9 protein-coding genes are annotated in these 14,265 nt (G+C 73.2%); 1 reads left to right on the top strand and 8 read right to left on the bottom strand.

Annotated elements, in window-relative coordinates:
- The coding region (locus ACF061_RS18200; RefSeq protein WP_392267873.1) for a maltotransferase domain-containing protein at window positions 1-708 on the bottom strand (708 nt) is incomplete at its 3' end.
- 640 nt (window positions 709-1,348) lie between these two features.
- On the opposite strand from ACF061_RS18200, the gene ACF061_RS18195 reads away from it, so the two are divergent.
- Window positions 1,349-3,967 (top strand): glycosyltransferase family 1 protein, encoded by a 2,619-nt coding sequence (locus ACF061_RS18195; protein WP_392267872.1) that lies wholly within the window; start codon window positions 1,349-1,351, stop codon window positions 3,965-3,967.
- Between the two features lie 34 nt (window positions 3,968-4,001).
- On the opposite strand, the gene ACF061_RS18190 is transcribed toward ACF061_RS18195, so the two are convergent.
- The 7 genes from ACF061_RS18190 to ACF061_RS18160 all read right to left on the bottom strand — a co-directional run bounded on the left by ACF061_RS18190 (window position 4,002) and on the right by ACF061_RS18160 (window position 14,089).
- On the bottom strand, window positions 4,002-4,523 hold the full coding sequence (locus ACF061_RS18190) for a DUF1990 family protein (RefSeq protein WP_392267871.1): 522 nt from the start codon (window positions 4,521-4,523) through the stop codon (window positions 4,002-4,004).
- A gap of 68 nt (window positions 4,524-4,591) precedes the next feature.
- Complete coding sequence (locus tag ACF061_RS18185) at window positions 4,592-6,232, bottom strand: M4 family metallopeptidase (protein ID WP_392267870.1); 1,641 nt, start codon at window positions 6,230-6,232, stop codon at window positions 4,592-4,594.
- Window positions 6,233-6,480: 248 nt separating this feature from the next.
- Window positions 6,481-8,529: a M4 family metallopeptidase gene (locus ACF061_RS18180; protein ID WP_392267869.1), complete on the bottom strand. Its 2,049-nt coding sequence runs from the start codon at window positions 8,527-8,529 to the stop codon at window positions 6,481-6,483.
- A 420-nt stretch (window positions 8,530-8,949) separates the two neighbouring features.
- Entirely contained in the window at window positions 8,950-9,363 is a 414-nt protein-coding gene (locus tag ACF061_RS18175; protein WP_392267868.1) for a cytidine deaminase family protein, read from the bottom strand.
- Window positions 9,364-9,496: 133 nt separating this feature from the next.
- Entirely contained in the window at window positions 9,497-10,150 is a 654-nt protein-coding gene (locus ACF061_RS18170) for a 1,4-alpha-glucan branching protein (protein ID WP_392267867.1), read from the bottom strand.
- A gap of 202 nt (window positions 10,151-10,352) precedes the next feature.
- Window positions 10,353-12,212 carry an ABC transporter ATP-binding protein gene (locus ACF061_RS18165; RefSeq protein ID WP_392267866.1) on the bottom strand — a complete coding sequence of 620 codons (1,860 nt, stop codon included), beginning with the start codon at window positions 12,210-12,212 and terminating at the stop codon, window positions 10,353-10,355.
- Window positions 12,209-14,089: an ABC transporter ATP-binding protein gene (locus ACF061_RS18160; protein WP_392267865.1), complete on the bottom strand. Its 1,881-nt coding sequence runs from the start codon at window positions 14,087-14,089 to the stop codon at window positions 12,209-12,211. The genes ACF061_RS18165 and ACF061_RS18160 overlap by 4 nt, the downstream gene beginning before the upstream one ends.
- Window positions 14,090-14,265 lie beyond the last annotated feature (176 nt).

Genomic DNA, 14,265 nt, shown 5'->3' with positions numbered 1-14,265 from the left:
CCGCTCGCGTTCGACCTGGAGCGGCAGCGGTTCGCTCGCGGTGACCAGCTCCCGCAGCGGGTACCGCGCGAGCACCGCGTCCACCTCCGGCGTCAACGCCGCCGCCAGCCGGGAGGCGGCCGGCCGGCTGTCGTCCCGCAGGGCCGCGACGGCCGCCAGGAGGGTGTCGCGGCCTCCGTCGTCGGGCACCCCGGCGGCGGCCCGCTCGTACAACCGGGCGCCCTCCTCCAGCACCAGCCCGGTGTCCAGCCCCGCCGGGATCTTGATCCGGGCGTGGTGGCGCCAGGTGGTGACCGGATCCCCCCAGGCCTCCACCGTGTACGTCCAGCGGCCGGGCTCGCCCGCGGTCACGGTGGCGCCCCAGCGGTCGGTGCCGGGCGCCAGTTCGCGCATCGGCGTCCAGGGGCCCGTCCGGCCCCGGGGGTCGCGCAGGACGACGTTGGCCGCCACCGCGTCGTGGCCCTCGCGGAACACGGTGGCCGAGATCTCGAACGACTCGCCGGTCACCGCCTTGGCGGGCCGGCGGCCGTGCTGGACGACCGGCCGGACGTCGAGGACGGGCATCCGGCCGACGGCGGTGGTGTCACCCGCGCCGGTCCGCTGCGCGGAGGTGTCCGCGGCCGGGTGGTCCGGTGGGCCGGCGTCGCGGGGACGCCTGCCGCTGGTGCTGCTGGTCGGGGGTGCTGCCGAGTGGTGCGTGGCGGGCATGACCGCTCCTGTCCGCGTCAACGAGGGTGTGGGCGGATGTGTGTGGGGAGGTGGGTCCTGCGGGGTCCGTGCGGGTCCTGCGGGTCTGCTTGGATCTGCCTCGATGTGCCGGGAGGTGCCTGGGTTTCCGTACGGGGTCTGCCTGTCGGGTGTACCGGGGGAGCCTTCCCACCCTGTTCGGGTGAGCATTCCGGCACTTTGTTAACTACTCACGCGTATGTCTACACACAAGACCGGCCGCGTCCGGACACGGGCCGAACCGGCTCCGGTGCTCGGCCATCACACCCCCTGTACCTGCGGGAATCCGTTCGACACGCAGATCCCCGCCGCCGAAGGGCGCCGGAGACCTGGCCGGATGCCTCACCCAGCAAGGCGCGTACCCCGGACGCCGCGCCCCACGCCCGGGCGGCCGAAGCCGTGGGAATGGCCGGTTCCCGGCGCGCCGGGACAAGCCGTTCGGGGCGCCGGCCGGGGGATCGGCGGCGGTGGCCCCAGCGGCGCCCGCACCGGGACCGGTACGGTTTTGAGTGACGGGGCGCACAGTGCCGTGCGTCCTTCCAGCGAAGCGCAAGGTGCCGTGCGTCCTTCGAACGGAGCGCACCGCGCCGTGCGTCCATCAGCGAACGCGCCGAGGTGGAATGTGAAGGCGATCCGTCGGTTCACCGTCCGTCCCGTTCTCCCCGAGCCCCTACGACCGCTCAGCGAGCTGGCCCGCAATCTGCGCTGGTCCTGGCACGCCGAGACGCGTGATCTGTTCCAGTCCGTCGACCCGGAGCGCTGGGCCTCCTCGGGCGGCGACCCGGTACGGCTGCTCGGCAGCGTGCGACCGGCGCGGCTGGCCGAGCTGGCCGGGGACCGCCGCTTCCTGCGCCGGCTGACCGCGGCCGCCGACGACCTGCACGACTACGTGACCGGCGACCGCTGGTACCAGGGCCGGCCCGAGGGGCGGCCGGCCGCGATCGCCTACTTCTCGCCCGAGTTCGGCATCACCGCCGCCCTGCCGCAGTACTCCGGCGGGCTCGGCATCCTCGCCGGCGACCATCTGAAGTCGGCCAGCGACCTCGGTGTGCCGCTGATCGGCGTGGGGCTGCTGTACCGGCACGGTTACTTCCGCCAGACGCTGTCCCGGGACGGCTGGCAGCAGGAGCACTACCCGGTCCTGGACCCCAACGAGCTGCCCGTCACCCAGCTCCGGGAGGCCGACGGCAGCCCCGCGCGGGTCTCCCTCGCGCTGCCCCGAGGCGCGTCGCTGCACGCCCGGGTCTGGCTGGCCCAGGTCGGCCGGATCCCGCTGCTGCTGCTGGACTCCGACGTCGAGGAGAACGATCCCGGCGAGCGCGGGGTGACCGACCGGCTCTACGGCGGCGGCAGCGAGCACCGGCTGCTGCAGGAGATGCTGCTGGGCATAGGAGGGGTGCGCGCGGTGCGGACGTACTGCCGGCTCACCGGGCACCCCGGGCCGGAGGTGTTCCACACCAACGAGGGACACGCGGGCTTCCTCGGGGTGGAGCGGATCGCGGAGCTGTGCGAGGGCGGGCTGGACTTCGACGCGGCCCTGGAGGCGGTGCGCGCGGGGACGGTGTTCACCACCCACACGCCCGTGCCGGCCGGCATCGACCGCTTCGACCGGGAACTGGTCGCCCGCCACTTCGGGCCGGAGGCCGAGCTGCCCGGCATCGATGTCGAGCGGATCCTCCGGCTGGGCACGGAGACCTATCCGGGCGGCGAGCCGAACCTGTTCAACATGGCCGTGATGGGACTGCGGCTCGCACAGCGCGCCAACGGCGTGTCGCTTCTGCACGGACGGGTCAGCCGGGAGATGTTCTCCGGGCTGTGGCCGGGATTCGACCCGGACGAGGTGCCGATCACCTCGGTGACCAACGGCGTCCACGCCCCGACCTGGGTGGCCCCGGAGGTGTTCCGGCTCGGCGCCCGGCAGATCGGGGCGCAGCGCACCGAGGACGCCCTGTCCGTGGGCGGCTCCGACCGCTGGGACGCGGTCGCCGACATCCCCGACGAGGACGTGTGGGAGCTGCGCCGTGACCTGCGCGAGCAGCTGGTGGTCGAGGTGCGCCGACGGCTGCGGGCGTCCTGGCGGCAGCGCGGCGCGGGCACGGCGGAGCTGGGCTGGATCGACGGCGTGTTCGACCCCGAGGTGCTGACCATCGGCTTCGCCCGCCGGGTCCCTTCCTACAAGCGTCTGACGCTGATGCTGCGCGACCGGGACCGGCTGATGGACCTGCTGCTGCACCCGGAGCGGCCGATCCAGATCGTCGTCGCGGGCAAGGCGCACCCGGCGGACGACGGCGGCAAGCGGCTCATCCAGGAACTGGTCCGCTTCGCCGACGACCCGCGGGTACGGCACCGGATCGTCTTCCTGCCCGACTACGGCATGGCGATGGCGCAGAAGCTGTACCACGGCTGCGACGTGTGGCTGAACAACCCGCTGCGGCCCCTGGAGGCGTGCGGCACCTCCGGGATGAAGGCCGCCCTCAACGGCTGCCTCAACCTGTCCGTGCTGGACGGCTGGTGGGACGAGTGGTACCAGCCCGACTTCGGCTGGGCGGTGCCCACCGCCGACGGGGCGGGCACCGATCCCGACCACCGTGACGACGTGGAGGCCGCCGCCCTGTACGACCTGCTGGAGCAGCGGGTCGCGCCCCGCTTCTACGAGCGCGGCCGGGCCGGGCTGCCCGACCGCTGGATCGAGATGGTCCGCCGGACCCTGACCCTGCTGGGTCCGAAGGTGCTGGCGGGTCGCATGGTCCGCGAGTACGTCGACCGGCTCTACACCCCCGCAGCCCACGCCCACCGCGCCCTGGGCCCGGACGCGGCGCGTGAGCTGGCGCGGTGGAAGGCACGGGTGCGGGCTGCCTGGCACGAGGTGAGCGTCGACCACGTGGAGGCCTCCGACGCGGCGGCCACGGCCGAGCTCGGCGGCACGCTCGGCCTGCGCGTGCGGGTCGGGCTGGGCAGTCTCGGTCCGGACGACATCGAGGTGCAGGCCGTCTCCGGCCGGGTCGACGAGGAGGACCGCATCGAGGACGCCACCGTGGTGCCGCTGAAGCCCGCGGGCGCCCCCGACCCCGACGGCCGCTGGGTCTACGAGGGACCGCTCTCCCTGGACCGCAACGGCCCCTACGGGTACACGGTCCGCATCCTCCCCGCCCACCGCATGCTCGCCTCGGGCGCGGAACTCGGCCTGATGACGGTGCCGTCGCAGGAGGCGGTGGAGGGGGACGGGGTGCTGCTGCGCTGACCACCGGTTCCGGCCCGGCGGCCGGCCGTGCCGGTCAGTCCTCCGCGACCGCGGCGCACAGCCTGCGCAGCACCGTCCCGCAGCGGCGGGCGTAGGCGTGCTGGAGGCCGCGCGTCGCGGGGCCGCCGGCGCGGGCGTACCACTTGGCGGGGCGGCTGAAGGCGGCCACGGTCAGCCAGACCGTGCCGTCGCCGGTGCGGTCGACGACGAAGGACTCCTCGCCGGTCTCAGGGTGGCCCCGCAGGGTGCCGTAGGCCCAGCCGGCCCGGCGCGGCTCCTCGGCCGTCCAGACGATCCGGCAGGGGGCCTTGACGAGCCCCGCCAGGGAGACGGTGACGTCGACGCCGGGGGCCGCGCGGTCGGCGGCGGCGTCGATGCCCACGCCCATGGCGCGGTGCATCTCCCAGGTGAGGACCGCCTCGGCGGCCCGGCGGAAGACCGCCTGGCCCTCGCCGATGCGGGTGCGCACCAGCATCGGGTGGAAGCCGGGCGGGCAGAAGGCCGGATCGTCGCGCGTCGCGCCGACCGGCTCGTAGGTGAAGGGCGCCGGGGACATGGGTCCCAAGCGTAGGGCGGCACCCGGGGAGGTCCGCTCCCCGGGTGCCGCCGTTCGTCGGTCGGTGGTCAGCTGACGTTGACCGCGGTCCAGGCCGCCGCGACCGCCTTGTACTCGGCGCTGGTCGAGCCGTACAGCGCCGAGGCCGCGTTCAGGGTCGCCGTGCGGGCGGCCTTGTAGTTGGTCGTGGACGTCATGTACGTGGTGAGCGCCTTGTACCAGATCTGCAGTGCCTTGGCGCGGCCGATGCCGGTGACCGCGGAGCCGTTGTACGTCGGCGAGTTGTAGCTCACGCCGTTGATCGTCTTCGCGCCGCTGCCCTCGCTCAGCAGGTAGAAGAAGTGGTTGGCGACGCCGGACGAGTAGTGCACGTCCTTGTTGCCCACGGTGGAGGACCAGTAGTCGGCGGAGGCGCCGTCCTTGCTGGGCTTGTCCATGTAGCGCAGCGGCGTGCCGTTGCCGTTGATGTTGATCTTCTCGCCGATCAGGTAGTCACCCGGGTCGGAGGCGTTGTTGGCGTAGAACTCCACGCCGGTGCCGAAGATGTCGGAGGTGGCCTCGTTCAGGCCGCCGGACTCGCCCGAGTAGTTCAGGCCCGCGGTGTTGGAGGTGACGCCGTGGCTCATCTCGTGGCCGGCGACGTCCAGCGCGGTCAGCGGGTGGGTGTTGCCCGAGCCGTCGCCGTAGGTCATGCAGAAGCAGCTGTCGTCCCAGAACGCGTTGACGTAGCCGGTGCCGTAGTGGACGCGGGAGTAGGCGCCCACGCCGTTGTTCTTGATGCCGTTGCGCCCGAAGGTGCTCTTGTAGAAGTCCCAGGTCTCCTGCGCGCCGTAGGCGGCGTCCGCGGCCGCCGTCTGGTCCGTGCTGGAGCTGGAGGCGGCGCCGGTGCCCCACACGTCGGTGCTGTTGGTGAACAGGGTCCCCGTGCCGGACGTCTTGCGGGCCAGGTTGTACGTCTTGTGGCCGCCGCGCGTGGTGTCGTAGAGCTGGTACGTCGAGCCCGACAGCGTGGTGGAGAGGGTGACGGTGCCCGAGTACAGGGTCTTGCCGGTGCCGGTCTCGATGCCCTGGTACTCGTAGAGCTTCTTGCCGGTGGCCGCGTCGGTGATGACGTGCAGCTCGTTGGGGGTGCCGTCGTCCTGGAGGCCGCCGACGACCGTCTCGTAGGCGAGGACCGGCGTGCCGTTGCCCGCCCAGACGACCTTGCGCGGGGCCCGGTCGGCGGTGGTCTGGGCCGAACCGGCGTCCTTGGCCAGGCCCAGCGCCTGCTTCTCGGCCTTGGCCGGGGCGACCTTCGGCGTGAGCGAGGCCACCTTGATGGTCGCCTTCGTCGCCTTGGTGACCCCCTCGGCCTTGCCGGCCTTGGAGGTGTGGACGATCAGGTCGCCGCCGAGGACCGGCAGACCGGCGTAGGTGCGCTCGTAGCGGGTGTGAACGGTGCCGTCGACGTCCCGGACGACGTCTCTGACGACCAGCTTCTCCTTGGCGCCGAGGCCTATCTGCTGTGCCGTCTCCGCGGCGCCGGCCTGCGCCTGCTGAAGGAGGGAGGTGCGGGCCGCCGCGGAGAGGGTGGTGGGGGCGGCGGCGAGGGAGCGGCCGGCGTCGGCCGAGGCACTGGTGGTCAGACCGGTGCTGAGGAGGGCTCCGGCGGCGACGGCGGTGGCGACGGCCAGAGTGGTGCGCTTGTGACGCGCGTAGCGGGGAGTCACACGAGCTCCTTATGTGGGGGAGTCCGTCCGGCGTGGGGTTGCCGACCCGGAGTGGATGTCAGGTTGCTGTGCGGCGGGTGCAGGAAGAGTGGCACTGAGGACGCGTACATGTCATGACCCCGAAGTGATGTTGGCTGAAAAAAGACATCCGGATGAATGTTTCGGGGGTGTGAACGGGCGCCGCTCCGGGAGCTCCACCTCCGGAGCGGCGCCCTGACCTGGGGTCAGCGCGGCCTACCGGACGCCCTTTACGGGAAGGTCAGTTTCCAGCCATCGATGTAGCCCGTGTCCTGCGGGCCCTGGTCCTGGACGCGCAGCTTCCAGGTCCCGTTGGCCGCCGAGGCGGACGCGTTGACCGTGTAGGTCTTGTGCACGTCCGGCGTCGGGTCGTAGCCGCTGCTCTTCAGCCGGTACGTCGACCCGTTCGGGGCGACCAGGTCGATCTGCAGGTCGCCGCTCCAGGTGTGCACGATGTCGACCGTGACCTGGAGGTTGGAGGGCGCGTTGCCGCTCCGGCCGGAGACCGTGATGGACGAGGTGACCGCCGAGCCGTAGTCCGGGATCTGCACGTCCGAGGTGTTCTCGAACGTGGAGCCGCCGCCGCCCGGGTCGCCGCCGCCGGAGCGCGAGCCGACCGCCACGGCCGCCCACGCGTCCTGCACCGCCTTGTACTCGGCGCTGGTGGTGCCGTACAGCTCGCCCGCCGCCGCCAGCGTGCCGGTGCGGGCGCTCGCGTAGTTGGTGGTGGAGGTGAACTTGGTGGTCAGCGCCCGGTACCAGATCTGCAGCGCCTTGTCCCGGCCGATGCCGGTGACCGGAAGCCCGTCGGCCGTCGGCGAGTTGTAGCTGACGCCGTTGATGACCTTGGCTCCGCTGCCCTCGCTCAGCAGGTAGAAGAAGTGGTTGGCGACGCCGGAGGAGTAGTGCACGTCCTTGCTGCCCACGCCCGAGGACCAGGAGTCGGCGGAGGCGCCGTCCTTGCTGGGCTTGTCCATGTAGCGCAGCGGGGTGCCGTCGCCGTTGATGTCGATCTTCTCGCCGATCAGGTAGTCGCCGGCGTCCGTGCTGTTGTTGGCGTAGAACTCCACGCCGGTGCCGAAGATGTCGGAGGTGGCCTCGTTCAGGCCGCCGGACTCGCCCGAGTAGTTCAGGCCCGCGGTGTTGGAGGTGACGCCGTGGCTCATCTCGTGGCCGGCCACGTCCAGCGAGGTCAGCGGGTCGTTGTTCCCGGTGCCGTCGCCGTAGGTCATGCAGAAGCAGCTGTCGTCCCAGAACGCGTTCACGTACGCGTTGCCGTAGTGGACGCGGGAGTAGGCGGCCTGGCCGTTGTTCTTGATGCCGTTGCGCCCGAAGGTGTTCTTGTAGAAGTCCCAGGTGACCGCGGCGCCGTAGTGCGCGTCGGCGGCCGCGGTGGCGGAGTTCGACGTGGTGCCGTTGCCCCAGGTGTCGCTGGACTGGCTGAACAGCGTGCCGGTGCCGGAGGTGCCGCGGTTGAGGTTGTACGTCTTGTGGCCGCCGCGCGCGCCGTCGTTCAGCGTGTACGTCGAGCCCGACTGGGTCGTCGTCAGCGTCACCTGGCCGCTGTACTGGGTGTTGCCGACACCGGTCTCGATGCCCTGGTAGCGGAACAGCTCCTTGCCCGTGCTCGCGTCCGTGACGACGTGCAGCCGGTTGGGTGTCCCGTCGTCCTGGAAGCCGCCGACCACCGTCTCGTACGCCAGCACCGGCGTGCCGCTCGCGGCCCAGATCACCTCGCGCGAGGACGGGGCGGCCGCCGCGTCGCTGCCGCCCAGGGTCCTGGCGCGCTGCACGGCCTGCTTCTCCGCGGTCGCCTTCGACACGCGCGGGGTGAGACTGGCGACCTTCACGGCCGCGCCCGTCGCCTTCACGACCCGCTGCGTCGTGCCCGACTTCGAGGTGTCGACGACCAGGTCGCCGCCGAGGACCGGCAGGCCGGCGTAGGTGCGCTCGTAGCGGGTGTGGAGGGCGCCGTCGGCGTCCTTGACGACGTCCTTGACGACCAGCTTCTCCTGCGCGCCGAGGCCGAGGTCCTCGGCGGTGCGCGACTTGGCCGAGTCGGCGTCGCGGATCAGCTCGGCGCGCTGGGAGGGGGTGAGCTTCACGGCGACGTGCGCCGGGTCGAGCCTGCCGGCATGCGGCGCCTGCGTGGGCGCGGCGCTCGCGGCGCCCGACTGGACGGCCGTGGCGATCAGCGCGGCGACACCGGCCAGGGCGACACCCGCTGCCCGCCGGTGAGTTGTGTGGGAGGTGCGTCTGCGAGAGCTGCTGCTACTCAACACTGACTCCTTCTGCGTGGCCACGGGTCGCGCGGCCAAGGGGGAGAACCGGACGGGGGGTGAGCCGTCCGGGCAGAACCGCGGAAGAACGCGGAACGAGGTGCGAAGTGCGTGAGGTGCGTGGAACGCGGGCGGAGCACAGCCGCGGAACCGTGGGGGGTCCTGTGGGCCGACTGTGAACGGCCGAAGGGAAGAGTGGCAGGAGAACGCGGACCTTGTCAGGGGCGCGTCATCAACTTGGCTGGAAATCGTTCGTTGTCCGGATGTTCATGTTCGGTATACGAACCGGATGGGCGGGACGCCCGGACGCCCCGCCCGCGGCGGACATCGCGACGTCCTGGACCGCGCCGGATCCGCGGCGGTCGGCGACCCGGGGAACCGCGTCGGGGCCCGCGGGCCCCGGCACGGCGAACGGCGGCCTCAGGCGTCGTGGTCCGCCCACACGTAGCCGTGCGGCAGGAGGTCGGCCACGGCGGCTCTGCGGACGCCGTCGGGCGTCGGCACCAGGACGTGGATGCCCGGGTGGTGGTCGAGGAGGACCTGCCGGTCGCGTCCGCACGGCGCGAGCACGCCACGACCCCGGTCCCCGACGGCGACGATGACCGACAGCTCCCGGGCGCCCGCGGCGCGGGCGTGCCCCAGCGCCACGAGCTCCGCGCAGGGGCCGCCGGTGAAGTGGTACAGGTTGATGCCGCCGAACGTCCGGCCCAGCACGTCCCGGACGGCGGCGCCGACGGTGTGCACCTCCCCGTCGCCGTTGGCCTCCACGATGCGCCGAGCGTGCTCGACCAGCCGCAGGTCCTCTTCCGTCGGCGGGTGCAGGGTGATCTTCATGCCCGGCACCCTACGGTCGCGCGGGGCGGCGGTGGGCGCCCCGGCCCGCCGCACACCGGCTCCGGCCGGCCGGACCACGCCCCCGTACCCCCGTCGGTCACGGGAGTACGGGGGCGTCGGAGCCCGGCCGTGCTCAGCCGAGGTGGGTGTGGAGCACCGCGAACAGCCCCCGGACGCGGCTGCCGTCCGGTGCGTCCCAGGCGCCGGCGACGTGGCCGGCCGCGGCCTGCGGGGGAACGGGCTGACCACCGCGCAGGACCCGGTGCACGCGCAGGGCCGCGCCGCCGTCAGGGCCGGTCAGTTCGGTGCTCTCCTCGGTGTCGGTGGCCGTGGTGGGGCCGGCGGGGAGCGGGGCCGTGCCCGTGTGCGAGCGGGTGACCTCCTCGTCCGGGGTGTCGCTCGTGCTCTGCGCCTGGGCCTGCGTCCGGCCCTCGATCAGGGCGTGCAACTGGGCGACGAGGACGGGGTCCTGGCAGCCGTCGTAGACCCAGCGCGGTCCCAGTACGCCGTGCTCCGTGGTGCCGATCAGAGCGTCCTGCGCCCCGTCGAGCGGGGCGCCGCGGTAGGTGAGCGGCACCAGGTAGGCGGCCGGGCGGGCGCCGGAGGCGTCGTGGACGACCATGAACTCGATCCCGACCTCGCCCGCGGGGTCGTCCAGCCGGAAACCGCCCGACTTCGACAGCCGCGGTTCGTCCCCGCCGCCCTGGTACCACCGTCGGGAGGGCAGCCAGGAGGTCAGCAGCTCCAGCTTGGTCGGCTTGAGGGTGGTGTCGTGGATGACGGCCATGCCGAGACTCTCTTCCGTTGACGTCGGTGTCGGTGCGGACGTGCGCCCACACACCTTCGCATTCCCCGGCGGACGCCGGCGCCGCCGCCACCGGCCGCCGGATCTCCGTCACCGGCCCGCCGGGGCCGTCCGCTCCCGGCGGCCGGGCGCCGCGGGCCCTCGTGCGGGTCGGTCACCGCCTCCCCGGGTCCCGGCGTCCGGTTCAGGCCAGGCTGTCGCGCCAGGCGCGGTGCAGCTCGGCGAAACGGCCCCGGCCGGCGATGAGTTCACGGGGCCGTCCGTCCTCCGCGATCCGGCCGTGCTCCATCACCAGCACCCGGTCGGCGATCTCCACGGTGGACAGCCGGTGGGCGATCACCACCGCCGTACGGCCCCGCAGGATCGTCGCCATCGCGCGCTGCACGGCCTGTTCGCCGGGGATGTCGAGCGAGCTGGTCGCCTCGTCGAGGATCAGCACCGCCGGATCGGCCAGCAACGCCCTCGCGAAAGCCACCAGTTGACGCTGGCCCGCCGAGATGCGGCCGCCCCGCTTGCGTACGTCGGTGTCGTAGCCGTCGGGCAGCGCGCTGATGAAGTCGTGGGCGCCGATCGCCTTCGCGGCGGCCTCGATCTCCTCGCGGGTCGCCTCCGGGCGGCCGATGGCGATGTTGTCGGCGACCGTGCCGGAGAACAGGAACGCCTCCTGCGTCACCATGACGACCCCGCGCCGCAGTTCGGGCGTGGCGAGATCGCGCAGGTCCACGCCGTCCAGCAGCACCCGCCCCGTGGACGGGTCGTAGAAGCGGGCCAGCAGCTTGGCCAGGGTCGACTTCCCGGCGCCCGTGGAGCCGACCACCGCGACGGTCTGCCCGGCGGGGACGGTCAGGTCGAAGCGGGGCAGCACCTCACCGCCGGTGCGGTAGCCGAAGCCGACCGCCTCGAACACCACCTCGCGGCCCGGCAGTTCGGAGGCGAGCGGCGGGAGCGGCCGGGGCTCCGTCGGCTCCGGGACCGAGGGCGCCTGGGCCAGCAGCCCCGCGATCTTCTCCAGGGAGGCGGCGGCCGACTGGTAGGAGTTGAGGAACATCCCGAGACGGTCGATCGGGTCGTACAGGCGGCGCAGGTACAGCACCGCCGCCGCCAGCACGCCCAGCTCCAGCGAGCCGTCCGTCACCCGGTGGGCGCCCCACAGCACCATCGCGGCGACCGCCGTGTTGGCCACCAGCCGGGAGCCGACCACATAGCGGGCCATCTCCAGCAGCGCGTCGCCGTTGGTGCGTTCGTGGCGGCGGTTGAGGACGGCGAAGTCGGCGTCGTTGGCGGCCTCGCGGCGAAAGGCCCGCACCGGCCGGATGCCGTTCATCGTCTCCACGAACTTCACGATCACCGCGGCGATCGCCGTGGACCGTTCCCGGTACACCCGCCCCGCGCGCCGCTGGTAGAGCCGCACCAGCAGGTACAGCGGCACGAACGACGCGACAGCGACGGCGCCGAGCCCCGCATCCAGCCACAGCAGCATCGCGGAGATGGAGAGGAAGGAGAGCAGGACCGTGATCAGTTCCTGCAGGCCCTCGTCCAGCAGTTCGCGCAGCGACTCCACGTCCGTGGTGGAACGGGAGATGAGCCGGCCGGAGGTGTAGCGCTCGTGGAAGTCGACGCTGAGCGCCTGGGCGTGGCGGAAGATACGGCCGCGCAGATCCAGCAGCACGTCCTGGTTGACCCGGGCCGCGCCGGCGATGAACGCCCACTGCAGCCCGCCGGAGGCGAGGGCGCACAGCAGATAGCCGACGGCCACCGCGACCAGCGGCCCGTGGTCGTGGGCGCGGAACGCCGGGACGGCCGTGTCGATCGCGTACGCCACCAGCAGCGGGCCCGCCTGGACGGCCGCCTGCTGGAGCAGCAGCACGAGCGTGGTCCCGGCGACGCGGGCCTTCATGGGGGCCAGCAGCGAGCGGAGCAGGGCGGCGGTCGCGCCGGGGGGAGTGGGCAGCACGTCCCGGTCGAAGGGGTCGCCGGCGTCCCCGGGGCGCGGCGGGTCCGCCTCGTCCTCGGCCACGGGGACGGATGTGGTGGGGGCCGTCATCGGTCCTCGTCCTCCTCTTCCTCTCGCGCCTGGCCGCCCGACATCAGACGGGCGTACTCGGCGTTCGTGCGCAGCAGTTCGTGATGGGTGCCGACGGCGGCGATCCGGCCGCCGGAGAGCAGGGCGACGCGGTCGGCCAGCAGCACCGTGGAGGGGCGGTGCGCCACGATCAGGGCGGTGGTGTCGGCCAGTACCCGGCGCAGCGCGGCCTCCACGGCGGCCTCCGTGTGCACGTCCAGGGCGGACAGCGGGTCGTCCAGGACCAGGAAACGGGGCCGGCCGACGATCGCGCGGGCCAGTGCAAGGCGCTGCCGCTGGCCGCCGGACAGACTGAGGCCCTGCTCGCCGACCTGGGTGTCGGTGCCCTGTGGGAGCGTGTGCGCGAAGTCGGCCTGGGCCACGGCGAGCGCGCGGTCCAGCTCGGCGGTGCCCGCCGTGCCGTCCGCGCCCATGAGAACGTTGTCGCCGACGCTGGCGGAGAAGAGGGTGGGCTCCTCGAAGGCCACGGCGACGAGGGCGCGCAGGGCCTCCCGGTCCATCGTGGTGATGTCCTCGCCGTCGAGGGTGATGCGGCCCCCGGTCACCTCGTGCAGGCGGGGGACGAGCGCGGTGAGGGTCGTCTTCCCGCTGCCCGTCGCACCGACCAGGGCCAGGGACTCGCCGGGGCGGACGTGCAGGTCGACGTCGTCCAGGAGGGGCGGGGAGTCGGGGGCGGCGTCGGGGTAGCGGAAGCGGACGTGCTCGAACCTCAGCCCGCCCGCACGGCCGGCGCCGGCGCCGGGCCGGGGACGGGCGTGCGGGGCGGCGGGACCGGGCGCCGCCGTATCCGCGTGGCTCTCCGGCCGCGCGTCCATCACCTCGAAGTACCGCTCCGTCGCGGTCGCCGCCTCCTGGCTCATCGCCAGCAGGAAACCGATCGACTCCACCGGCCAGCGCAGCGCGAGCGCGGTGGACAGGAAGGCGACCAGGGTGCCCGCCGACAGGGCGCCGTCCGCGACCCGCACCGCGCCCACCACCAGCGTCGCCCCGATGGCCACCTCCGGCAGGGCCACGATGACCGCCCAGATCGTCGCCAGCAGCCGGGCCTTGCGCAGCTCCGTGCCGCGCAGGGTGCCCGCCAGCTCGCGGAACGCGCGGGCCTGACTGCGGTGCCGGCCGAACCCCTTGATGACGCGGACGCCGAGCACGCTCTCCTCGACCACCGTCGTCAGGTCCCCGACCTGGTCCTGCGCGAGCCGCGCCGCGTGCGCGTACCGCTTCTCGAAGAACGCGCTCAGGGCGACCAGCGGCAGGGCGGGCGCCAGCATCACCAGCCCGAGCGTCCAGTCCTGGAGCAGCATGATGACGACACCCACCAGGATCGTCACGCCGTTGACCAGCAGGAAGGTCAGGGGGAAGGCGAGGAACTGGCGCAGCAGCATCAGATCGGTCGTGCCCCGGGAGAGCAACTGGCCCGACGCCCAGCGGTCGTGGAAGGCGACCGGCAGCCGCTGGAGGTGCCGGTAGAGACCGGCCCGCAGCTCCGCCTCGACGTGCGACAGCGGCCGGGCCACCAGCCACCGCCGCAGTCCGAACAGCAGCGCCTCGGCCACGCCGAGCAGCAGCAGGTACAGCGCGCCGAGCCACACGCCGCGCGTGTCCCGGTCGGCGACCGGCCCGTCCACCAGCCATTTCAGGACGAGCGGGATCACCAGACCCACGCAGGAGGCGACGATCGCGACGAACGCGGCGACGGACAGCCGGGCGCGCACCGGCCGGACGTACGGCCACAGCCGCAGCAGCGTGCGGACGGCGGAACGCCCCGGGCGGGACGCGGCGGGGCCCGTCGGCCCCGTGTCGTCGGGACGGGTTTCGGTGGCGGCAGGTGTCGTGGGCATCACCGGTGAGCCTACGGATCGGCGTCGGCGTCGCCCACCGAGTTTCGGCCGGACCGGGCTCCATCACCGGCCCTACGACCTGCGTCTTCGTCCGTCCGGGGGACGGCGTTCACCGCCCGGCTCGCAGGGGCCCGCCGTCGCACGTCCGTCCGCGCCGCGACGCCCGGCGGGCTCCC

Source organism: Streptomyces sp. NPDC015220 (genome assembly GCF_043079345.1).
Classification (GTDB): Bacteria; Actinomycetota; Actinomycetes; order Streptomycetales; family Streptomycetaceae; genus Streptomyces.
The sequence above is the reverse complement of the archived record's forward strand: the minus strand, read 5'-3'. Positions and strand labels throughout refer to the sequence as shown.

Bases quoted from the DNA above. Each gene is read 5' to 3' on its own strand.
- ACF061_RS18190 (WP_392267871.1), bottom strand. From the start codon at position 4,523: ATGTCCCCGGCGCCCTTCACCTACGAGCCGGTCGGCGCGACGCGCGAC.
- ACF061_RS18175 (WP_392267868.1), bottom strand. From the start codon at position 9,363: ATGAAGATCACCCTGCACCCGCCGACGGAAGAGGACCTGCGGCTGGTC.
- ACF061_RS18165 (WP_392267866.1), bottom strand. From the start codon at position 12,212: ATGACGGCCCCCACCACATCCGTCCCCGTGGCCGAGGACGAGGCGGAC.
- ACF061_RS18160 (WP_392267865.1), bottom strand. From the start codon at position 14,089: ATGCCCACGACACCTGCCGCCACCGAAACCCGTCCCGACGACACGGGG.
- ACF061_RS18170 (WP_392267867.1), bottom strand. From the start codon at position 10,150: ATGGCCGTCATCCACGACACCACCCTCAAGCCGACCAAGCTGGAGCTG.